Genomic DNA, 21779 nt, shown 5'->3' with positions numbered 1-21779 from the left:
CTGAGTCTTTTGGGTTTGAGCTAGTTGCTAAAACTCCACAGTTAGATTGAGTTTCTTAGGAGGACTTTCGCTATGAGCCAGGGGTTTTAACCCCTGGCGGACTGACGGACTGACGGACTAACGGGCTAATAGTAGAACTGGCAAATATCTGTTAAAATTTACCTCACCGCAGATAGCAAAAATCCTGTTTATTTGATAAACTAGATTCTCCAAACCAACCGCTATCTGCGGCTCTTTCATGTCCACATAATAACACCCAACTCCAAAAAGAATAACCATTACAGAATTGCCATGCCCTTAACTAATCCAACAAAAGAAATACAAATGACCCTTCCCGAATTCAACAATGAAAAACTGCTGCGCCAAGCACTAACCCATCGTTCCTACGTCAACGAAAACCCCACATTCCGCGAAGAAGACAACGAACGCTTAGAATTTCTCGGCGATGCTTTGCTGACTTTTCTCAGCGGCGAATATCTCTATCAGCGTCATCCAGAAATGGGAGAAGACCAACTGACTCGCCGACGTTCTGCATTAGTAGATGAAAAACAATTAGCCAGATTTGCTACTGAAATAGGTTTAGACTTAAAAATGCGGCTCGGAAAAGGAGCTTATCGAGAAGGTGGGATTACTAATCCAAATTTGCTCAGCAGCACTTTTGAAGCATTTATTGGCGCTTACTATCTGGACACGCAAGACATGGACAAAGTTCGCAACTTTGTTCAACAAATGTTTGATTCTGTTCCCGAAAATGTTGTGGAAACTCGATCGACTGTAGACTCGAAAAATCGCTTTCAAGAATGGGTACAATCCAACGGTGACACGACTCCCCCCAAATATGTGACAGTCCAAGCAGGAGGCACACCCCACAAGCCGGAATTTATCGCTAAAGTTTATGTTGCAGAGAAACTCTATGGAGAAGGTAAAGGCAAAAGCAAAAAAGATGCTGAGAAAAATGCGGCTGAAGATGCGCTAGCAAAGCTGAAAAAACGCGGACTGATCTAAACTTGAAAACATCGGTAAAAACTACTAGCTTTTTTGTGCGCTTCCGGCGTTGGCCCAGCCCTCGAAGACGATCGCCCGAATTGATGGCCAGAGCACACAATGGGCTATAATCAGGACTTGTGCAAGTGTTACCGCCGTCGATCGAGGGTTGCAATGGCAGAAATTCGTTGACGAGTACCCCAGTGTCGATCGTAATTTTGGGAAATATCAGAGCAATTCATGTCTACTCACAACCCGACTACCCTAACTGTTGAAGAAGCACAGCAAATCCTCAAAGATTTCACTTGTCTGGATATGCAATCTGTAGCATCGCCGCTGGAAAAAAAGGCACTCCGTCAAGCGATTTTGCTGGTAGCAAGTTTGTCGGATTATCAAATGTTGGGAGTGTGCGCTTCTTCGACGGATGAGGGGTTTTTAGCTTTAGAAGCTTATTTGAAAGCTTTGGGATATCAAGCTGTTTTAGATCCCAATGCTGTCTCGACCTTTGCTGGTTCGGTTTATATTAAGTTCAATACTTTGAAGGGGTCGTATTATGTTGACGGCTATCCCGGAACTTACCGGGGCGTTTTGATTTCTTGTCAATCTTCCTCAGAAGATGGAGTTAGTGGAACTTACGGTCATTTACCTCTCGATTTATTTGATTAATTTCTCAGTAGTCAGTAGTCAGTAGTCAGTAGTCATTAGTCAGTAGCAGTAGTCAGTAGTCAGTAGTCAGTCGATCGATTAAATTGAATCAAAAACCCACTGAAAGCATCCAGGATACAAGCCCCCGAATTTATCCGTGGCGTCAATGCTTCAATCTAAAATCTAAAATCTAAAATCTAAAATCGATTGACTGATGCACCTTACTAAGCTGTAGGGTGCGTCAGCCCGCCCTTCGATTCAGTTGAATCAAACAGCGACTGACGCACCTTACGAAGATTAACCCTTACCCACGATCAATTCTGCCTCTGGTGCCGGTGCGGTTTCTTCCGGGGGCAGTCCCAAAATATCGCTGTACAAGTTGACGTATTTCCGGGCCGAAATATCCCAGCTAAAATCTTCTCTCATGCCGCGCTGTTGCAGTTCTCTCCACTTATCTTTGTAGCGGAAACCTTCCCAAGTTCTGATCATGCAGGTGAACAAGTCGAGGGGCTCGTAGCGATCGAAACAGTAACCGGTACCGGTATTGTCGATCGGGTTGTTGTGGGAAACGGTATCGACTAAACCGCCGGTGCGGCGAACCATTGGCACGCACCCGTAGCGGAGGGCGAGCATTTGGCTAATGCCGCAGGGCTCGAAACGGCTGGGCATCAGGAAGCTGTCGCAGCCTGCGTAAACGCGCCGGGAGAGGGCCTCGTTGTAAAGTAGTTGGGTGGACATCCTACCGGGATAGCGGGCTGTCATTTGCCAGAGTTGGGTTTCGTAGTAGCGATCGCCCGTTCCGAGTACAATAAATTGAGCGTCGGTATAGGCCATGAACAGATCGAGCATTTGAATTATCAAATCCAATCCCTTCTGTTCTACCAGCCTTGTCACCATGCCGATCAAAAAGGCATTTTTATTCACTTCCAAACCGACTTCTTCTTGCAGCGCAATTTTATTAGCGGGGCGCTTTTCAATAGTATCAACACTAAATTGTTGATGGAGGTACTTGTCAGTTGCTGGGTTGTAAGATTCTGTATCAATTCCGTTCAAAATGCCCGATACTTTACCGCCGATGTAAGACAGCAAACCTTCCAAAGTTTCCCCATAAGCTGGGGTTTTGATTTGCTCGGCGTAAGTCGGCGAAACTGTATTTACTCGATCGGCAAACTGTACTGCGGCCGCCATTGTATTGTGACCTTGCATATACCAAGGACACCAAGTCATCTGCTCCAAACGCCAGCGCCACGGCCCTTGATAAGCTAAATTGTGAATAGTAAAAACCGTGCTGATATCGGGATCTTGGCTCATCCAAACAGGTATCATCCCCGTATGCCAGTCGTGACAGTGGATAATTTGGGGCTTCCAATGATTCCAGGCAAATTCAGCCGCAGCATTGGCAAAGAAAGTGAACCTCCAATCTTCATCTACACCGCCGTAAACGCGGCGCGGTAAGAAAGATGGATGTTGTAATAAGTATAAAGGTACATCGGTTCCCGGCAAAACAGTTTCAAACACCGAGAAGCTTTGGAACATGGCAGATCCATCCCAAACAGGTTTTTTGGGAACGTCCATTTTGTCGGGGACGAAACCGTAGTAGGGCATGAAGATGCGGACATCGTGGCCCATGCGCCGCAGAAATTTCGGCAAAGCGCCGACGACATCGCCCATACCGCCCACTTTGGCGAGGGGTGATGCTTCGGCGGATACAAATAAAATACGCATTATTTTTTTGTGTTCCTTGAGATTGTTAGTCTAGATTAAGTTTAAATGGCGAGCGGCACAATATTAACGCGCCTGCCAAAAACAAGTTTGACACTCCCCGGTCTAAAGACGCGGGGATTCTTAAGGACAAGCTTTGGGGGATGAATCCCGCCAAAGTTTAATTCTTAAAGGGTTCGTCAGCAGCCCACTACCCACTCGCTTAATAATTAAGTCTGTGGCTACTTTTGATTTCCGAATGATGTTCCCTGCACCGTTAGTATCTGCATTGATCAATAATCCAGTGCTAGAACGGTACAATCCTCTTTTGATTCTTTTGCCCGATGGCTGCCAATTGTCGGGTTTTTCACCGACTTTCACTGGCAGAAAATCTCGGTCTAAAAAACTCGATTTTGATGTGTAAGATTCATCTTGATCTACAAATCGCCATCCCATTAAGTCGCATTCTTGCTGCAATCTTTCCTTGACTTTAGCGGTAGGAATTTGAACAAAACTCTGATTGGTCTTACCTCCCATATTAACTTCTTGCTTTTGTCCTTTATTCCAGCCAAAAACTATGACGTTAATTTGGTTATTTTTGCAATAATTTACGATAGTGCTGACTGCTTTATTAACCGCATCTCTCATTCTGCGGGCGCGAGTTTCCGATAACTGTTGCAGTCTTTTTGACGAAAAGCCTTGAGGTAATTTATGTCGGGCGTGTTCAGATTGAAGAAAAGCTTTTCGTTTGTTAAACCATTGATTCCAAGACTTCAACTTATGACCATCAATAATGAAAGGGTTGGCATTGCTAGAGACACAGGTTAACCAATTGTTGATGCCATGATCGATGCCCAAAACTCCTGTTACTTCGAGACTGCACAGGCGAGCCTGTTCAGTTAGACTTTCGTGGACATACTCAATCCAGACCTGACCGTTTCTAGGGATCAGCCTAAGTTCTTTGAGCTGGCAATCTTTTAACCTTTCTGGCAATGGAACCCAGAGAGCATCTGTCCCAAAGTGTCCTTTCCCTTTGGTTCCCAGAGGTAGCCTCACTCGATTGCCAACTATTTTTAAGGCTTGCCCTGGATAGGAGACTTGGTACATAGCGCCTTTTGCTCTATATTTAGGCAGCCTCGGTTTTTGATTAATCTCTCCTTTTTTGGCTAACCTTTCCAAGGCTCGAAAAGAGCTAAAAGATTCGGCAACAGATTTAAGGGATTGTTGAGCTACCTGAGAATAGAGTAAACCGTAATTCTCGTTGGCTTTAGTGATTTTGTACAACTCAAGATATTTGACAGCACTTTTATCCTTAAAGTATCGTTGGCGACTTTCGTAAGTGCCAACATTAAACAGATTGTTCGACCATCTCAGTAGTTGCTCAACAATGGTTTTGTGGAGTCCCTTTAAATGCCAAATATCTTTTTGTACTGCATACATTTGATTTCACCTCCTTTGATTTATTTTACCGCATCTGGCAATCTTGATAGTAGGCAGGATAAATCCTGCAACGCCCTTTCATCCCTGGGCTAAAGCCACAGGGTTTTCAGGGTATTCTTTATAAATCTGAGTTGCTGTAGCGATCGCAGTTTACTCAAGAATGCGATCGCCATTTTTCCATCCGCGTTTATCGGCGGCGCTGTGCGGTGAAAAAAAGAGCGATCGATTTTATGATAAATATTGAATAAAATCTGTAGGGGCGGGTTCACCAAAATATTTGCCACCCACCGATAATCTTGATAAACCCGCCCCCACCCAACCAATAACCCCGATCGACCATTTCCCCCACCGTTAAATACAATTAATTTTTAATTTCTGGGTGGGGTAGGGGCGGGTTTTTATCATTTGTCTGTGGTGTCAAATATCTAGGCGAACCCGCCCCTACATTGGTGGTTAAATGTGGGATAAAATCTACCGACAGCTACCGACTAATTCTGAGAATTGTCCTCAATAGTCTCCTCAAATCCCGCTAGAAAATCATCCAAAGCTTCAGAGGCGATCGCCAAATTAATACTGTCGGCATCTTCCAATCCCCACGTATTCACACCAACCACTTGACCAGCCATATTAATCAACGGGCCGCCGGAATTTCCCGGATTAATCGCCGCATCAGTTTGCAACACCTTCACTTCAGCAAAATCATCTTCTTCATCGTCGCCTTCTTCATATTCCTCTGGTTCGCGAATTGCACTCACAATACCTTGAGTTACAGTTGAAGCAAACTGCCCCAAAGGATTGCCCACAGCAATTACTCTATCTCCCACTTTCACATCCAAAGACAACTCTAGGGGAGGATATTCTTGGGGAGAGTCCACTTGTTCCCCTGTGTTCGGGTCGAAGGTAAAATCGCTAATTAAGAGTAATGCTAAATCTTCTTCAGCATTACCAGTAAACACCACCTCTGCCAATCTCAATTTTCCGTCATGAGTTTCCACTAAAACCTGTTCGATTTCATCTTCTTCATAGAAGTAATCTTCATCGGCAATATCTTCTACAACGTGATAGTTCGTGACAATTATGTCCGGCGATACAAAGAACCCGCTTCCTGAAGAAATCTCTTCTTCGGTATCCCAATCCATGACGTAAATTGAAACTAAGGACGGCAAGACTTGCTCGACTACATCCGAAAAACTTCCGGCTTGAGTTTTGAACTCTTTCAATTGCTTCTGCAAAGCTTGTTGGTCTGCTTGCATTTTGCTATAGAGTTGCTGAACCTTTTTCACTTCCAGCTTTAATTGAGTTTCTCTAGCGCTCATAGTGGGCTTTTACCTGAAATAAATTGCTGATTAATTTTGGATGTTTGATTGTAGATTTTGGATGGAGAGGTTAAGAACTCTAGGACTTACGAAAAAAAACCGGTTTTTACCATAAATCTTGGGCTATACAGCGAGACTTACATCAGAAACCGGGTTGCTCAACACTCGTGCGGAGCGTCCTAAATTAGTCAGATATTTTTGAAATCTATCCCGCAAGCCCTACCTAAAATCCCATCAAAAATCTACAATCAGACTGCTACTCTACCTGTTTTGCCAAAGCAAACCGCCTGTTATTTTTATTTTACAAAAGGCGATATATCGCGTCTAAAAGCATTGACAAAGAGATGCGGATCGGTCTTAGGAACCACGTTGAACTTCGACAAATATTTCCTCCAAAATTGCACTAGCACCCTGTTGGCGCAGGCGGTGAGCGAGGTCAATTCCCAGCATTTCAGCAGTCTCGGCAGCGCCGGAAACACTATCTTTGACGAATCGCTGGCCGTCGAGACTCGATACCATTCCGGTTAAGGTTAATTGACCGTTTTCTATTTTAGTATTGACGCCGATCGGCACTTGACAGCCGCCTTCTAATTCCCGCAGAAATGCGCGTTCAGCATAACATCTTTGGGCGGTTTCCGAGTGTTCGAGAGCTTTAATCAGTGCCATGATTTCTGTGTCTCCGGCGCGGCATTCGATGCCCAAAGCACCTTGTCCGACGGCGTGAAGGGAGATTTCAGCAGGGATAATTTGGTGGATGCGATCGCCCATTCCCAATCTTTCGAGGCCGGCAACTGCTAAAATAATCGCGTCGTAACCGCCCTCATCTAATTTAGCGAGTCGAGTATTGAGATTGCCGCGAATATCTTTAAATTCAAAATGAGGGAAATGGTGCCGCAGTTGAGCTAGTCGCCGCAGGGAAGAAGTACCGATTACAGAACCTTCTGGGAGGGTGTCGAGTTGCTTGTCTTTGTGCTTGGAGTGAACTACCAGGGCGTCAGCGGGATTTTCCCGTTCGGTGACGCATCCTAAAATTAAACCTTCGGGTAAATTGGTAGGCAAATCTTTGAGGGAATGAACGGCAAAGTCCGTTTCATTGTTAATCATTCCCGTTTCTAATTCTTTGGTGAAAAGTCCTTTATCGCCAATTTTAGCGAGGGCGACATCAAGAATTATGTCCCCTTGGGTGGACATGGTGTGGACTTCAAAAGTATGTTGCGGGAAGTGTTTCTGTAGCTGTTCTTGCACCCAGTGGGTTTGCACGAGAGCGAGTTGGCTTTTGCGGGAACCGATGCGAACGGTTCGGGAAGGGGCAGATGTGGTTGGGGACATAAGATCGATCGGAGGATAGCTTGAAATCAGCCAATATATTCACCTGATCTAGCGTACCGCAGGTGGGGACTTTAATTGCTGGTTGGGATAATTCGGGCGATAAAATAGAAATACCAGATTTTGGTCGCCTGTTTGAAAAAAGAATGCAACGGTAGGCAAGCTCCAAACCTTTACATAATAAGCCATTGCCAATCTAAAATCTAAAATCTAAAATCTAAAATCGTATGACCGTCAGTAGCAGTGAGTCTTGATGATGTTTCCCATCCAGCATTGGGCGTCGCTGGCATGGGGGCGATCGACATTCCGAAGCAAAGGCTGCGGGCGATGTACGATTTACCTAGGGTCAAGCCGGATAAACCTGGTTGGCATGAGGAGTTAGCTCAGCAGCAGCTCGAAAGAATTAGCTCAAAGGTTGCGAGATTTGGGGATAGAAATGTAGTTGCGAGGGGAAAAGGGCGATCGAAGTTGCGATCGTACTTATAAAGCCACCAAATAGCTTAGCATCAAAAGTGAATTTGTCAAATTACTAAAATCCTAAAACTATGAAAAGTGCTCTTGACGTAGCTCGTTACTTTTTATGTCGTGTCGATCGAGAAGCAGGCGATACCATTTCTGGGCTGAAACTGCAAAAGCTCGTGTATTATGCACAAGCTTGGAGTTTAGTCTTTAGAAGCCAGCCGCTATTTGATCAAGATATTGAAGCTTGGGTTTCCGGCCCCATTGTCCGCGATGTTTGGGATGAGTACAAAGCTTACAAATATAGCGATATTCCCGCTCCCGATAATTTTGAAGAAGAATTTGATGAAGATGAAATCGAGGTTCTCGAAGAAGTTTGGAATGCTTATGGAGAATTAAGTGCTAAACATCTTGCAGAATTGACCCAATCAGAGACACCTTGGCTCAACGCTCGCCAGGGATTAGAACCTGCCGAAACATCAACTAAAATCATCTCCCGCGAGGATATGAAATCCTGCTATGCACCTTTGGTGGAGGCGTAAGTGGGGAAAAAAAGTCAAATACCCAAGCCATCTCAAAAAAAGCAAGCAAGCAGAATTCCAGAGCAAGCAACTCAGTTAAATCGACCAAGCAGTACAGATGATGAGCATCCTAGCTTCAGATTTACCTATGCAGATAAAAATCGTTGGCTTTTGTCTGACTGGACATCATCAGAAATCAATGACCTAATTGAAGGACTAAAGAAAATTGAGAAATATACTTGGGGTCAAATCAAAGGTCACGGATCAAAAAAACGAGGTGAATCAGTGGGAACTGGTTATAAGTTGATTAACATTCATCCGACTTTGCCGGACAATATGCCTGAAGATGAGAGGTTATCCGAAATGCGAATTGATGAGAAAAAACGGATATTTGGGTTTCGCGTTCAATCTGTTTACTACATCATTTGGTTTGACCGCGACCATTCAGTTTGTCCAGAATAAAGTTTATGAGGAGTGAAAAGGTCGATTCCCTACCATGCCGGAACGCACGCGCGTTCGGGATAGCTTCGCTCGCGCGTACCTTTTCCATTTCTCACCCAAATTTAACGTTGGCCTGCTTGAAGTGCAGAATTTGCTATCTGGACAACTTCTTGCTGCCGTGCGTTTTTCCTTGTGACTCGATACAGCACCCCCAGCCTTTGCCACTCAACAAAAGCAGTGCAGTAAGCACCGCAATTATTGAAATAAATCCCCCTGAATCCGCCCGCCAATTCAACGCTTCTGTAAGTATCCTGTGGCAATCGCGAAGGAGGCGAAAACGGTTCATTTCTTTTAGCTTCGATTGTGCCGAAATAACAAGCTCCCGCGCGGCATCCTTTGCCTAAATACATTCCCACAATGTAACCGTGGGAACCTGCTTGCACATCAAAATCAAGTTGCTGAATGTCTGATAAAGGAAGTCTACTCGGAAGAAAAACAGGCACTCGCGTTTTGCCTTTGATTTGTCTAAAGATGTTACTAGCAGGAAAACGACTGTTAGCTTGGTTTGCACCTGAGTTATCGGGGATTGGGGGAATTTTTTGGACAAAATTCCTCCACTGCACAACTCTATTTTTAGCAATGTTAAAAGTGGGAATCGAGTATTTTTCTAGCGCAAAAGAAGGGCGACCGTTTGTCAGGTTGAAGTTGCGGCGAATCACTGTAATTTCGGGTTTGCCTAAGCCGTAAGCTGTGGCTATGGAACGGGCGAGATTGCAGCTAATTCTGAAGCGTCCCATCTCAATACTGCCATTTTCCGCTTGATAAGACCAATTGTAACCCTCAGAAGCACGATCGCGATCGCACAGAAAATGAGAAATCTCAAACATCTTGGCAATATGAACATCGTACAATCGCAACTTGCGGCCGCCGGCAGATTTTGCAGTATTGCGATCGGGTACAATAAATTGTATCGGTTGCCAGCTATCTTCAGGGGAATAATTAAACCAGCGGATTTCTGTAATCGGGAGTTCAGTCCTTGCTAACGCTGAGTTTGGTGTCAAAAGTGCGTGAAGCGAAGCTATCCCGTTCCCCGCAGGGGTTCCCGAAGGGTAGGGAATCGTAAAAGCAGTCACCACACCAGCAAAAATCGCCGCAAATAGCCATCTTCCCCTCATCCTGATTTCCCTGTAGACATCACAACCATTTTGTCTTGCTTCGCCAGCTTTGGAAAGAGGAGTTGGAGAAATTTAAATAATCTTTGCCCGCCCTTACCAAAACTTAACGCTTCCGAGCTAGAATAGCAGAATTTGCTATTAAAATTAAATCAGATTCTCGTCCGTTCTTAAGGGCTACGGTATACATAAAACCCCGACTTTTCCACTCGATAGTTGCTGTGCAGTAAGCCCCGCAACCGTTATGATAAACTCCTTTCACTCGGTCAGCCAGTTGAACATTTTTTAAAGTCTTAGTTACCCCTTCTATTTTGGTAGAAAACTCACCGCCTTTCTGACCTCGAATTTCCCCAAAAGTGCAAGCTCCCGCACCTCGGCAATCTGCTGTATACTCCATAGAAATAGTATAGCTGTCCACTTCCGCTTGACTTTGATAGTAAAGCTTCTGCGAAATAGGAAGCCGACTGGGGAGGAAAATTGGTACTTGTGTTTTGCCTTTTAACTTTTGCAAAATTTGACTTACCGGAACAACAGTACCCGCTACAGCAACAGATTTTGTTTCCGGCGGTAGCTGCGACAATTCGCACGCACCAAAAACTCGCGATACAGGTACTAAAGCAGTCAAGACACACGCCGAAGTCGCCAAAAGTAATAATTTATTGTTCACTGTGTTTTTCCTTGATGTCGAAACAGTCGAGTTTTTCGGTGAAGCACATTCACCTATCTACAACGATACTCGAAAATACCAAACTCCCAATAGGCATTCAGAAAGAAAGTAAGTTTAACTTTTTTTACAAATCCGCTAAAATCTGTAGTTACAGATAAAATATAGAAGGAGACAAATTTAGGAATCGAACGTGGAACTACAAGAGTATTTACGTCAGCAGGGATTAGAAACTTTGTCCGAAACTTATCATATCAAAGTTACCCGCCACCGCCAATATCCCGATATAGTCTGTCTGAAATACTCACAGATAGAATCTCCCTTGGGCGAAAAGATAGTGCAGCAGTGCCGAGGCATTATTTTAGATTCATCTCAAGATTGGCAGATAGTTTCTTATCCCTACGACAAATTTTTTAATTACGGAGAAATTCACGCCGCTGCAATTGATTGGACAAATGCCAAAGTTTACCAAAAACTAGACGGTTCTTTGACTGTACTGTATTTTTACAAGGGAGAATGGAGAGTGCAATCTAGCGGCACTCCCGACGCCGCAGGCGAAGTTAATGGTTTTGGGTTCAGCTTTGCCGAACTTTTTTGGAAAGTCTGGCAAGAATTGGGATATCAATTGCCGGAAGAAACCGACCAGTGTTTTATCTTTGAGTTGATGACGCCTTACAATAGAATAGTTGTCCAGCAACCAAACAATCAAATCGTGCTGCACGGGGTTCGCAACACTCAAACACTGCTAGAAACAGACCAGAATATTTGGGCAAATAAATACGGCTGGGAATTGGTCGCATCCTATCCTTTAACTAGCTGGAAAGAAGTTATCGAAGCGGCCCAACATTTAGATCCGATGAATTCGGAAGGGTATATTATCTGCGATGCTAACTTCAACCGAGTTAAAGTTAAGTCTCCGCAATATGTCGCGATTTCCCATCTGCGCGAAGGGTTTTCTACCCGCAGGATGATCGAGATTGTTATAACTAATGAAGGAGAAGAGTTTTTAGCTTATTTTCCTGAGTGGAGTGAGTTGTATCAACAAGTTAAGGACAAATATCAATGTTTGGTTGAAGAAATCGAGGAGGTTTACCGACAGCACAAACATATTGAAGTGCAGAAAGATTTTGCGTTAGCTGTGAAACATTTGCCGTATTCGGGGATTTTGTTTTCCTTGCGCGCCGGCAGAGTTGCGGGAGTGAAAGAAGCTCTCCGTGATGTTACTATTCATAAAATAGAAGAGTTGCTGGGTTTAGATTACATCCATTTAGGTTTGTAGAAGAAGGCACGACACGGATTTTGACACGGATACACGGATTAATGATGGAGCGTGAGGCAGATGTTTAAGGAAGAGGGAAGTTCGGCAACGGATTATGTAACGGATGTAACGGATGGAATGAAGAGGTAAGTATTTAAACAATGCCCAATGCCCAATGCCCAATTACAAATTACCAATTGCCATGAAAAGAGTTATTGTACTTGTCGGTTTACCTGCTTCGGGAAAATCTCAATTTGCTAGGGAATTGCTGCTGTCTGAACCTGCAAAGTGGGTGCGTAGCAATAAAGATTTGCTCAGAGAAATGGCTCACGCTTCTCATTGGTCGCCGGCGAATGAAAAGTTTATTGTGCAGTTGAGAGATACGATTATTTTGATGGCTTTGGAAAGTGGCAAGCACGTCATTGTTGATGATACTAATTTCGGGCCTCACATCGAGCATATCAAGGAGTTGGTTAAAGGTAAAGCTGTTGTCGAAGTTAATGATTCTTTCCTACAAGTTCCGGTTGAGGAATGTATTAAACGGGATTTAAAAAGGCTTAATTCGGTGGGCAAAGATGTGATAATGAAGATGTATAATAAATACGTGCGGGTTCCCGTTGTGCCGCCGGAATATAACCCGGATTTGCCGGATGCAATTATTGTGGATATGGACGGCACATTAGCACTTCTCAATGGCAGAAATCCTTTTGATGCTTCTACGTGCGATCGCGATTTGCCCAATCCGCCAGTTTTAGATACCGTTCGCAAGTGGCAAACCAGCGCTAATATTATCGTAGTGTCGGGGAGAACGGATGATTGTCAGCCTCAAACTGAGAAATGGTTGCAGCAGTACGATGTCAATTATGCTGCTCTTTATATGCGGAAAACGGGAGATATGAGGAAGGATGCGATTATTAAAGAGGAATTCTATCGGCAGCATATTGATGGAAAGTATAACATAAAGTTTGTTTTGGACGATCGCCAGCAAGTTGTTGATATGTGGAGAGGCTTGGGATTGACGGTATTCCAAGTAGATGAAGGGGATTTTTGACCTATGGTTTTTCTGACAATTGTCCCATGCCTAATGCTACAATCAAACTAACATTGACAAAAATTTTGTTATGATATCCATTCCCCAAGCACCACAAAAAATGACCGTTGAGGAATATCTCGAATGGGAAGCTCAACAAGAGATTCGCCACGAATATGTCAACGGCGAAGTTTTTGCCAGGATGGGCAGTACAATTCCCCATAACGATCTTGCACTTAACTTTTACAGGAACTTGTACCCGCATCTGCGTTCCAGAGGCTGTCGGATGAACGTGTCAGATGTGAAATTGCAAGTCAGTTTTCAAAGCCGTTACTACTACCCTGATGTGATAGTCAGTTGCGACCCTCAAGACCTGGATTCCCGCAAATTCATTCAGAATCCTAAAATCATTGTGGAAGTTCTTTCTCCCAGTACAAGTGCTAAAGATCGGGATGAAAAATTCACTTGTTACCTAAAAATTCCGACTTTGCAAGAGTATATCTTGATTGATTCACAAAAGATTTTTGTTGAGCGTTACTGTCGGGGAGAGGGCAGAATGTGGCTGTACTATTCTTACACTGCTGGGGAGATTATCACTTTATCAAGCATTGAGTTGGATTTGCCGATCGCACTTTTGTATGAAGGTGTTGGATTTGAAACAGAAACAGAAACAGAAGCATAAAAACACACCTAATTTTGCAGCTTTTTTATGAACAGGCAAGATGCCTGTTCCACAGAGAGTGAATTTTATTTTCTGGTGGGCTTAGACGCCGCCCATAAAAGCTGATAATGAACAGCCAAGATGCCTGTTCCACAATTATTTACTTATCGCGTCCAAGCCAGCCAGCGATTAAACAAATTTTTCACAAACGGCGTCAAACGAGTGCGATTGTAAGCATCTCCGGCTTTCCGAATTGCATCAGCTTGTGTCGGATACGGGTGAATTGTGCTAGCAATCTTTCCCAAACCAATATTGTTAACCATTGCCAAAGTAATCTCGCTGATCATATCCCCAGCGTGGCGCGCTACAATAGTTGCACCTAATATTTTATCGCTGCCTTTTTTGACGTGAATTTTCACAAATCCTTCCTCTTCGCCGTCAATAATTGCCCGATCGACTTGACTGAAAGAAATTAAAAATGTATCTAGATCAATGCCTTTTTCCTTAGCCTCGTGTTCCCCAATTCCCACGCGCGCAATTTCCGGGTTTGTGTAAGTACACCAAGGTATCGTCAAAGCGCTGAGCTTTTTGCGCCCGAAAAATAGAGTGTTTTGAATTACCATTCTCGCGGCAAAATCAGCAGCGTGAGTGAATTTATGTTTCATGCAAATATCCCCAGCGGCATAAATGCGGGGATTAGTAGTTTGCAAGTTGTCGTTGACAAATACGCCCGTGTGTGTATCGTATTCAACGCCGATCGCCTCCAAATTCAATCCTTCCACATTGGGCGATCGCCCTGTACTCACAATAATTTCATCTACTGTTACCGAGGCTTCCTTACCTTGAGATTGATAATAAATTACTTTGCCTGCATTTGTTTGCTCAACGCGCTCTATTGTGGATTCTAGTATTAGTTGAATTTCTTCGCGTAGAAAAGCCTGCTGCACGATTTTAGCAGCCTCCGCATCTTCCTTGTCTAAAATCTGAGCATTTTTGTGCAGCAATACGACTTCGGAACCCAGCCGCCGAAAGGCTTGAGCCAATTCGCAGCCGATCGGCCCTGCGCCAATTACTGCCAAACGTTGCGGTTTTTCCGTGAGGTTAAACACAGTTTCATTTGTCAGATATCCAGCTTCTTGTAAACCGGGAATTTGTGGTTGTCGCGCCCTTGCACCTGTGGCAATTACTGCTTTTTTAAAGCGGAGAGTTTGCCCCCCAACTTCTACTGTATTATTGCTAGTAAAACGACCGGAACCTAAAAAAACATCAACTCCTAATTTGTATTGGTAGCGTTCAACAGAATCAACATCGCTGATTCCCGCCCTAATCCGGCGCAGCCGTTCCATCACAGCGGCAAAATCTACTTCTACACTGTCAGAAACATTAACACCAAATTTACTTGCTTCCCAGATATCGCCGACAGTGCGAGACGATCGAATTAAAGCTTTTGACGGCACACAACCGACATTCAAACAGTCGCCGCCCATCAAATGTTTTTCAATCAAAGCAACTTTCGCGCCCAAACCTGCCGCACCGGCAGCAACAATTAATCCAGCGGGTCCCGCGCCAATTACTACTAAATTATAAGAACTAGCCGGCTGCGGATTTACCCAATCGGGCGGATGCAAATAAGAGACTAATTTCTGGTTGTGTTCGTCCATCGGGGGGACAGTTACGCGATCGACTTTTGATTGTGACATTGGCAAATTCTCCTAATTAAATACTTTTTTCTAAAGCTTTGCTGGCTATCCGAGTGATAAAGACAGTAACAGCGACAGTAGCGAGAAAACTGATAATATTAATCAACCATTTTACTGCGGAATCTTGAGGACTGGCATACACAGTTGCCGTGCCTATCGCCGCAACCTCTCCCACCAAAGAACCGGAGTAAACGTACATAATTGTACCCGGTATCATGCCAAAGGAACCCAGCACATAATCTTTCAAAGAAACCTGAGTAATTCCTAGAGCGTAATTCAATAAATTGAAAGGAAATAAAGGACAAAGACGAGTCAAAAAAACTATTTTTAATCCTTGTTGGGAAACTGCGCGATCGAGAGCATTAAACTTGGGGTGAGATTCCATATATTTTACCACGCGATCGCGGCACAAATAGCGCCCGATCGCAAAAGCAAATACAGCACCTAAAGTGGACGCCGCAAAGACGTAAACCGAACCCCACCACAAACCAAAAATCGCCCCCCCTCCCAGCGTCAGTACCGAACCCGGTACAAACAGCACAGTAGCCAAGTTATAAGTAGCTACAAAAGCCACTGGCCCCCACCACCCTAAATCATCGATCCGCATTAACAGAGTTCTCAAAACATCTTGAACGTAGGCGGATCTAGTTGCTACAATTAAGAGAGCGAGCAAAAGTGCGATCGAAAAAAACAACACTATGCGTTTAAATTTTACCCTATAATAATCTTGGATTCGTGCTTTTGCCATGATTCACCCGCAAATATTTATCAGCATTATACTCCAAACTTAAATTATTACTGTAAACTACCCTACAAGCGATCGTCATGACACCAAAAGCCCAACTTCCAATCCCCGAACATTTTGACCCCGAAAAATTAGGCGAAGTCTGGCGAGTACCCTACCAAGAACGCGCCGCCCAAGCGAAAGATTGGGCAAAGCAGCACAACATTCAGCCAGCATCCAGCGACACAAACAGCATTTGTTTGCTGATAATCGATGCCCAAAATACCTTTTGTCTGCCCGAATTTGAATTATTTGTGGGCGGGCGTTCCGGTAGCGGCGCAGTTGATGACAACCTGCGACTGTGCGAATTTATTTACCGCAATTTAAACGCAATTACAACCATTGCGCCGACAATGGATACCCACACCGCCATGCAAATTTTTCATCCAATCTTTTGGATCGACGAAGCTGGCGAACACCCCCTACCCGCCGCAACTTCTATTACACTCGAAGATGTCCAAAAAGGCATCTGGAAAGTCAATCCCGCCGTCGCCAATAGCATCAGCGGGGGCAATTTTTCAGCACTGGAAAAACAGGCTTGCCACTACGTCAAAAAACTCAGCGCCGATGGGAAATATCCCCTGACAATTTGGCCCTATCACTCAATGTTAGGTGGCATCGGACACGCCCTGGTTTCGGCGGTGGAAGAAGCAATATTTTTTCATACTATAGCCCGCAACAGCCAAGCACTTTTTGAAATCAAAGGCGGGAATCCACTGACTGAAAACTATTCGGTTTTGCGGCCTGAAGTTTTAGATGGATTCGACGGCAATCCGATTGCGGAAAAGAATGCTAAGTTTATTGAGAAATTGCTCGATTTTGATGCGGTAATTATTGCCGGACAAGCCAAAAGTCACTGCGTTGCTTGGACAATTGATGATTTGTTAACGGAAATTTTGGCGCGAGATCCGAATTTGGCAAAGAAGGTTTATTTGCTGGAAGATTGCACTTCGCCTGTGGTTGTTCCGGGTGTTGTTGATTTCACGGAACAAGCAGATGCAGCTTATCAAAAATTTGCGGCGGCGGGAATGAATGTGGTTAAATCTACTGAGTTAATTCTGGGCGATTAAAGACGAGTGTTTTCTATTGGGTTTTTCAGTGCAAAAAAAGTATACATTATGAACCCTATGCGGTAATTTTTGTTTGCTTGGTACTCTGGTGCGATCGCATTTACACCGTATTCCAGGTTAATGAAGTATACCCCAGAAACCGGGTTTATTTACAGTTATCCCATCCTTACTGATTCTGTTGCTCGAAACCCGGTTTCTCCGTACTACATCTACATGGAATATGCTGTAACTGATAGCTTATGATATAGCGAGCCTTGCAGGAGTCGTAAAAAGATGTAGGGGTAGTGCTAAGAGTGCCTACCCCGGCCTCATGGGGCAACCACGGGGGGTTTGCCCCTACAAGAATTACACAAATGATTTAGGATTGCTATATCATATCCAAAATGCACACTGACTATATAAGTTTAATCAAGGAGTTTCCCGATGGCTGAAAGCGGAATTTATAGTGTTGTTCTGTTTCGGGATGCGAGTGTGCGAGCAATTTCAAAACTATCGGTGGCCCTCGCCACGACTCTTCTGAGCACAGTTGTAAATGCAACCCAAGCCGACGCAGTTCCCGTCACCTACGATTTCACCATCACTGTTACCAAAGGCGGGTTAGCGGGCAATTCATTCAACGGTTCTTTCAGCTACGATGATGCCAAATTGAAGGGAACGGGAGTGGAAGAATTGGGAATTAATGAGGGATTAACGACGTGCCTAAATTACCTGGGACGCACTTATCGCGAAACCGATGATACCAGTTATCCTACCTTTCCCACACTCAGATTTGAGGATGGTAAGATTACACAACTAAACTTTTGGATTCAGCCGAATCAGCGAGTTAATTGGTGGAATTTACCTGGATGGGAAGTCAAGCTGTCTGAGCCGAAAATGAGTGATTCAACTGTTCCCAATTGTCAAAAACGGTGAGGAGTGGCTAAGGTGCGATCGAGGGTAAAAATATACGAGGAATTAGATGCAACTGCCTACGCTTACGGTAATTTCATGCAGCCACGCTACCAAGGTGCGATCGCCGATTATCTGCTGGGGCGATCGAATATTTGCGATCGCTAGGAACGAATGATATCATGTGCGATCGAGCGATTAAAAGGGCGGGTTTTTGAGATTGTCAATTATTGGCAGATATTTTTCGTGAGGGGAGCCCCTACGGTATTAGGGGTAATAGACGGAACATAATATGATTCAACTATTGTTTGAAAAAAAAACCGCATGATTCCTATTTTCTGTCGGTCAAGAGTGCCTCGGCGCTTGATGATTTTTAGGATCGCGAATTAAATAACTTACAATTTTAATTGTTATTGTGGGATGGGCGTCCCGCCCGTCCTTTTTGGACGGGCGAGACGCCCATCCCACAATCTTGTGGAAGTTATTTAATTCTCATTCCTTAATAACTATTTCCCATCTAATCGAGGGGTTCCTTCCAAAAAACTGCCGCTCAACATTAACTCAGTCATCCGGTCTAAGTTGCCGCTGACTTGCAATTTTTTGTCTTTTTGAAAGCGCTCGATATCGGCTTTTAAATTGCCGCTATTATATCCTAATTTACTCAAATAGTCAATAGCTTGCTGATTGCTTAACCAGATATCAGCAGAGCGGAAAATCGGCACGTATTGATCGCGCCAAACCTGGGCAAAAGTTGCCCTATCTAAATAGAAAATCCTCCCCCGTGCCGGGTCTCCAATGACAGCTACACTGTCATTCATGCCCAGCAAAGCGACAGCGTGGGGTAGCTTCCGAGGGCCGTCAAATAGCCAAACTGCTAGCACTCCGGGGCGATTAATTTGCTGAATTTGCTCCCAAGTTGGCGTTAGTTCGATCGCATTTACGCCCAAAGCTCTTGCTGCTACAATTATTTGTGGCATCGAAGTTCCCAAGCGACTCGTCCGTGCAAAACGCGCTACACTCGATTCCGTCGCATCCATTCCCCAACGCCTTAACACTGTTGCTAGCGCCGCCGGCGCGCAACTGCTGTTAGATGTTTGCCGAAATACACCGTTTGGCCGCAAATTATCTATTAAATCAGCGTAAATTGGCGCCAGAAAATAGTTTTCAGCGCCTGTAAATCCTCCCAATCCCAACAAGCCAATTAGGATGACTGCGATTACTTGCGATCGCGCTGTCAACCAACTTATACTAAAGCCAATACCGCAGACTCCCATCAACATCACTCGTAGCAAAGTCCAAGTAACTCGCATTCCGTGAAAGCGCCACTCGATCGGCAAAACAGGCATTTGAGGCATATTTAGAGCCAGTAGCAGCAAGGCAATATAAAAACCCAAAAACAGCAGGGCGATCGAATTTCTGCCCTTAAACAAGTCGTTAGCCGTCACTCCCGATCGAACTAACACCCGCCCGAACCGCATTCCCCAGACAAACAGCACCGAACCCAGCACCAGCGTCACTACTATTTCCATGAACTCAAAATTTTGTTGCTTAACTAGGTTGTAACATTTATGCGATCGACTTGAACCCCAATCAATAGTGGGAGAGAGGAACACTGGGAAAGAGAAACAGTGGGGGAGAGAATTTGACCACGAATTTCAAAGGTGGTACCCGCCACGTGATTTATCCGTGGAATCAATCCAAAATCGAAAATCCTCAAGCCCCCGCATTTATCCGTGGGGTCGCCTCTAAAATCTAAAATCTAAAATCTAAAATCGATTGACGATGTTTGGGTTTCCTTCCTGAATTTCTCGCTACAATCGAATAAACAGGATTTATCCAAAATCGAAGCAGGTAAAACAACCCTTAATTCTCAAGGCTTTGACCTGCATAGCTTGCTGGAGATTAAGTTTTTTCAGGTTTTTCTTGATGAGTCTGAGTCAATGGTTGAGAATGAGATAATTCCGCTACCTAACCCAACAGGAGGTATTGCCATGTTTGCCAACTTAAAGCTGAGAAGCCGGAGGCTACTGGGATATGCAGTTCCCCTTGCTTTGTAGGCGATTAATTTGTTCGTTTTTTAAATATAGGAAAAATTTAAGATGATTAACTTCAAATCCACAAAATTAAGAGAGCGTATCCTGTGGGGATATTCCATACCGATTTTGCTTTCAGTTGGAGCAGCTACTTTGGTTTTTTTTAATGCTAAAGAAGTAGAAGAAAAAGCAAAAGTGCTAAATAATTCTCATGCTGTTGTTATAGCATTAAAAGCTCAACAGCTAGGATTTGCAGGTATGCAAAAAGCTGCTCGTGGGTATTTTTTGGCCAAAGATAGTGCTTTCTTAACTGAATACAATGAAGAGGCAAACAGCTTTGACAAATCCTATCAGGATTTACTTAATCGGGCACAAAACCCGCAACAGCGCCAGCGGCTAGATGAAATGAAGGTCTTAAAAAATCAGATAGACCAAGGCTATAAACAAGCCTTTTCTTTGGTCGATCAAGGTAAGCGAGACGATGGAGTTAACTTATGGAACACACAAATTGTACCAAAGCTTCGTCAGGTTGATGCTATAGCTAAGGAGTTTCAAAGCACCGAGGAAGGGATTTTAATTGATCAAGAAAAAGAGCAAATTCAAGCTTTGCAGTTCCTGACTACAGTGGTGATTTTAAGCACTGCTTTAGCTGCACTTACGGCAATTGCGATCGCTCTGTGGATTGCTTCAGGCATTGCAAAAAGCATGAATCAGTCAGTCAATATGATTGTTAGTTCTTCCACAGAAATTGCGGCCACAGTGGAACAGCAGGAACGCACAGCCGCACAGCAATCGAGCTCTGTAAATCAAACGACAATCACCATGGATGAGTTGGGCACTGCTTCCCAACAATCAGCCCAGCAAGCCCAAGCTGGTGCGGAATCTGCACGGCAAGCTTTAAAGAGCACTGAAAAGGGAACCCTAGCAGTGGAGCAAACACTGGAATCGATGATAATATTGAGAGAAAATGTCGGGGCGATCGCGGCACAAATTCTGAAATTGAGCGAACAAACCCATCAGATTGGCAATATCTCTACTGATGTCACAGATTTAGCAAATCAAACAAATATGCTGGCACTGAATGCCTCAGTAGAAGCAGTCCGGGCGGGTGAAAACGCCAAAGGTTTTACTGTCATAGCCACAGAAATCCGCAAACTAGCAGATAAAAGTAAGAAATCAGCCGAGAAAATTAACCGCCTAGTCGATGATATCAAGAATGCGATAAATTCCACCGTAACGGTGACAAAGGAAGGTACTAAAACAGTAGAAGAAGGAACCATAATCAGTCAAGAAACGGCAGCAGCTTTCTCGGAAGTAGCAAATGCGGTTAACAATGTGGTATTGAACAATCAACAAATTTCTCTAACTGCTCAACAACAAGCAGTTGCTATTAAACAAGTAGTGGATACTATGAACAGCCTCAACCTATCTGCAAAAGAAACAGCTAGTGGTATTACTCAAACCAAAGTAGGCACTCAACAATTGAACGATGCAGCCCACAATCTCAATTCAATTGTCTAAATGGTGCTCAGTGTTTTGGGCTAGCAGACTAGCAATTGATAGCATTGAGTCAATCGATTTTAGATTTTAGATTTTAGATTTTAGATTCAAGCATTGACTTGCGCGAGATAAATACGTTCGGCAAGTTTCATCGGATACAGGTTTTTTATTTCTGGACGGATGAAT

General features: G+C 44.1%; 22 protein-coding genes. 12 read left to right on the top strand and 10 right to left on the bottom strand.

Annotated features, from left to right (window positions below; all coding sequences use genetic code 11):
• The first annotated feature begins 324 nt into the window (after positions 1-324).
• A complete protein-coding gene (gene rnc, locus QUB20_RS24195) occupies positions 325-1005 on the top strand; it encodes a ribonuclease III (protein ID WP_333250308.1) in 681 nt (226 codons plus the stop codon).
• Between the two features lie 219 nt (positions 1006-1224).
• Positions 1225-1650: a DUF1824 family protein gene (locus tag QUB20_RS24190; RefSeq protein ID WP_333250306.1), complete on the top strand. Its 426-nt coding sequence runs from the start codon at positions 1225-1227 to the stop codon at positions 1648-1650.
• Positions 1651-1926: 276 nt separating this feature from the next.
• Here the strand turns inward: QUB20_RS24190 and glgA are convergent, their stop codons facing one another.
• From glgA to hemC, 5 genes are all read right to left on the bottom strand, one after another.
• Positions 1927-3354: a glycogen synthase GlgA gene (gene glgA / locus QUB20_RS24185; protein ID WP_333250304.1), complete on the bottom strand. Its 1428-nt coding sequence runs from the start codon at positions 3352-3354 to the stop codon at positions 1927-1929.
• 120 nt (positions 3355-3474) lie between these two features.
• Entirely contained in the window at positions 3475-4770 is a 1296-nt protein-coding gene (locus QUB20_RS24180; RefSeq protein ID WP_333250302.1) for a transposase, read from the bottom strand.
• 89 nt (positions 4771-4859) lie between these two features.
• On the bottom strand, positions 4860-5054 hold the full coding sequence (locus tag QUB20_RS24175) for a hypothetical protein (RefSeq protein ID WP_333250300.1): 195 nt from the start codon (positions 5052-5054) through the stop codon (positions 4860-4862).
• 204 nt (positions 5055-5258) lie between these two features.
• On the bottom strand, positions 5259-6086 hold the full coding sequence (locus QUB20_RS24170) for a S1C family serine protease (protein ID WP_333250298.1): 828 nt from the start codon (positions 6084-6086) through the stop codon (positions 5259-5261).
• A 357-nt stretch (positions 6087-6443) separates the two neighbouring features.
• Positions 6444-7415 (bottom strand): hydroxymethylbilane synthase, encoded by a 972-nt coding sequence (gene hemC / locus QUB20_RS24165; RefSeq protein WP_333250296.1) that lies wholly within the window; start codon positions 7413-7415, stop codon positions 6444-6446.
• 240 nt (positions 7416-7655) lie between these two features.
• Here hemC and QUB20_RS24160 point away from each other — a divergent pair, with 240 nt between their 5' ends.
• Genes QUB20_RS24160 through QUB20_RS24150 form a run of 3 tightly spaced genes read left to right on the top strand, consistent with a single transcriptional unit; the run spans position 7656 to position 8854 of the window.
• A complete protein-coding gene (locus QUB20_RS24160; protein ID WP_333250294.1) occupies positions 7656-7898 on the top strand; it encodes a hypothetical protein in 243 nt (80 codons plus the stop codon).
• A gap of 59 nt (positions 7899-7957) precedes the next feature.
• Entirely contained in the window at positions 7958-8413 is a 456-nt protein-coding gene (locus QUB20_RS24155) for a type II toxin-antitoxin system antitoxin SocA domain-containing protein (RefSeq protein WP_333250292.1), read from the top strand.
• Entirely contained in the window at positions 8414-8854 is a 441-nt protein-coding gene (locus QUB20_RS24150) for an MAG6450 family protein (protein ID WP_333250290.1), read from the top strand.
• A 101-nt stretch (positions 8855-8955) separates the two neighbouring features.
• Here QUB20_RS24150 and QUB20_RS24145 read toward each other — a convergent pair whose 3' ends face one another.
• Both QUB20_RS24145 and QUB20_RS24140 read right to left on the bottom strand, forming a co-directional pair.
• Positions 8956-10008 (bottom strand): hypothetical protein, encoded by a 1053-nt coding sequence (locus QUB20_RS24145; RefSeq protein ID WP_333250288.1) that lies wholly within the window; start codon positions 10006-10008, stop codon positions 8956-8958.
• A gap of 103 nt (positions 10009-10111) precedes the next feature.
• Positions 10112-10672 (bottom strand): hypothetical protein, encoded by a 561-nt coding sequence (locus QUB20_RS24140; RefSeq protein WP_333250286.1) that lies wholly within the window; start codon positions 10670-10672, stop codon positions 10112-10114.
• Between the two features lie 190 nt (positions 10673-10862).
• Here QUB20_RS24140 and QUB20_RS24135 point away from each other — a divergent pair, with 190 nt between their 5' ends.
• The 3 genes from QUB20_RS24135 to QUB20_RS24125 all read left to right on the top strand — a co-directional run bounded on the left by QUB20_RS24135 (position 10863) and on the right by QUB20_RS24125 (position 13639).
• Positions 10863-11948: an RNA ligase gene (locus QUB20_RS24135; protein WP_333250284.1), complete on the top strand. Its 1086-nt coding sequence runs from the start codon at positions 10863-10865 to the stop codon at positions 11946-11948.
• Between the two features lie 181 nt (positions 11949-12129).
• Positions 12130-12978, top strand: coding sequence for a phosphatase domain-containing protein (locus tag QUB20_RS24130; RefSeq protein ID WP_333199020.1), 849 nt, complete (start codon positions 12130-12132; stop codon positions 12976-12978).
• A gap of 70 nt (positions 12979-13048) precedes the next feature.
• Positions 13049-13639, top strand: coding sequence for a Uma2 family endonuclease (locus tag QUB20_RS24125; RefSeq protein WP_333250281.1), 591 nt, complete (start codon positions 13049-13051; stop codon positions 13637-13639).
• Positions 13640-13782: 143 nt separating this feature from the next.
• Here QUB20_RS24125 and QUB20_RS24120 read toward each other — a convergent pair whose 3' ends face one another.
• Positions 13783-15318, bottom strand: a complete 1536-nt coding sequence (locus tag QUB20_RS24120) for a mercuric reductase (RefSeq protein WP_333250279.1) — start codon at positions 15316-15318, stop codon at positions 13783-13785.
• A gap of 16 nt (positions 15319-15334) precedes the next feature.
• Positions 15335-16066 (bottom strand): TVP38/TMEM64 family protein, encoded by a 732-nt coding sequence (locus tag QUB20_RS24115; RefSeq protein ID WP_333250277.1) that lies wholly within the window; start codon positions 16064-16066, stop codon positions 15335-15337.
• 77 nt (positions 16067-16143) lie between these two features.
• On the opposite strand from QUB20_RS24115, the gene QUB20_RS24110 reads away from it, so the two are divergent.
• From QUB20_RS24110 to QUB20_RS24100, 3 genes are all read left to right on the top strand, one after another.
• Positions 16144-17172, top strand: a complete 1029-nt coding sequence (locus QUB20_RS24110) for an isochorismatase (RefSeq protein ID WP_333250275.1) — start codon at positions 16144-16146, stop codon at positions 17170-17172.
• A 423-nt stretch (positions 17173-17595) separates the two neighbouring features.
• Positions 17596-18084, top strand: a complete 489-nt coding sequence (locus tag QUB20_RS24105; protein WP_333250273.1) for a hypothetical protein — start codon at positions 17596-17598, stop codon at positions 18082-18084.
• A gap of 12 nt (positions 18085-18096) precedes the next feature.
• Positions 18097-18228 (top strand): hypothetical protein, encoded by a 132-nt coding sequence (locus tag QUB20_RS24100; RefSeq protein WP_333291701.1) that lies wholly within the window; start codon positions 18097-18099, stop codon positions 18226-18228.
• A 338-nt stretch (positions 18229-18566) separates the two neighbouring features.
• Here QUB20_RS24100 and QUB20_RS24095 read toward each other — a convergent pair whose 3' ends face one another.
• Entirely contained in the window at positions 18567-19589 is a 1023-nt protein-coding gene (locus QUB20_RS24095) for a cysteine peptidase family C39 domain-containing protein (protein WP_333244445.1), read from the bottom strand.
• A gap of 570 nt (positions 19590-20159) precedes the next feature.
• Here QUB20_RS24095 and QUB20_RS24090 point away from each other — a divergent pair.
• Complete coding sequence (locus QUB20_RS24090) at positions 20160-21614, top strand: methyl-accepting chemotaxis protein (RefSeq protein ID WP_333244448.1); 1455 nt, start codon at positions 20160-20162, stop codon at positions 21612-21614.
• The last annotated feature ends 165 nt before the right edge of the window (positions 21615-21779 follow it).

The sequence above is a fragment of the Microcoleus sp. B4-C2 genome (genome assembly GCF_036705265.1).
Lineage (GTDB): Bacteria > Cyanobacteriota > Cyanobacteriia > Cyanobacteriales > Microcoleaceae > Microcoleus.
The sequence above is the reverse complement of the archived record's forward strand: the minus strand, read 5'-3'. Positions and strand labels throughout refer to the sequence as shown.

Coding starts and splice junctions, on each gene's coding strand:
- QUB20_RS24145 (WP_333250288.1), bottom strand. CDS start 10,008: ATGAGGGGAAGATGGCTATTTGCGGCGATTTTTGCTGGTGTGGTGACT.
- QUB20_RS24120 (WP_333250279.1), bottom strand. CDS start 15,318: ATGTCACAATCAAAAGTCGATCGCGTAACTGTCCCCCCGATGGACGAA.
- hemC (WP_333250296.1), bottom strand. CDS start 7,415: ATGTCCCCAACCACATCTGCCCCTTCCCGAACCGTTCGCATCGGTTCC.
- QUB20_RS24110 (WP_333250275.1), top strand. CDS start 16,144: ATGACACCAAAAGCCCAACTTCCAATCCCCGAACATTTTGACCCCGAA.
- QUB20_RS24090 (WP_333244448.1), top strand. CDS start 20,160: ATGATTAACTTCAAATCCACAAAATTAAGAGAGCGTATCCTGTGGGGA.
- QUB20_RS24190 (WP_333250306.1), top strand. CDS start 1,225: ATGTCTACTCACAACCCGACTACCCTAACTGTTGAAGAAGCACAGCAA.
- rnc (WP_333250308.1), top strand. CDS start 325: ATGACCCTTCCCGAATTCAACAATGAAAAACTGCTGCGCCAAGCACTA.
- QUB20_RS24115 (WP_333250277.1), bottom strand. CDS start 16,066: ATGGCAAAAGCACGAATCCAAGATTATTATAGGGTAAAATTTAAACGC.
- QUB20_RS24155 (WP_333250292.1), top strand. CDS start 7,958: ATGAAAAGTGCTCTTGACGTAGCTCGTTACTTTTTATGTCGTGTCGAT.
- QUB20_RS24170 (WP_333250298.1), bottom strand. CDS start 6,086: ATGAGCGCTAGAGAAACTCAATTAAAGCTGGAAGTGAAAAAGGTTCAG.
- QUB20_RS24105 (WP_333250273.1), top strand. CDS start 17,596: ATGGCTGAAAGCGGAATTTATAGTGTTGTTCTGTTTCGGGATGCGAGT.
- glgA (WP_333250304.1), bottom strand. CDS start 3,354: ATGCGTATTTTATTTGTATCCGCCGAAGCATCACCCCTCGCCAAAGTG.
- QUB20_RS24125 (WP_333250281.1), top strand. CDS start 13,049: ATGATATCCATTCCCCAAGCACCACAAAAAATGACCGTTGAGGAATAT.
- QUB20_RS24180 (WP_333250302.1), bottom strand. CDS start 4,770: ATGTATGCAGTACAAAAAGATATTTGGCATTTAAAGGGACTCCACAAA.
- QUB20_RS24130 (WP_333199020.1), top strand. CDS start 12,130: ATGAAAAGAGTTATTGTACTTGTCGGTTTACCTGCTTCGGGAAAATCT.
- QUB20_RS24095 (WP_333244445.1), bottom strand. CDS start 19,589: ATGGAAATAGTAGTGACGCTGGTGCTGGGTTCGGTGCTGTTTGTCTGG.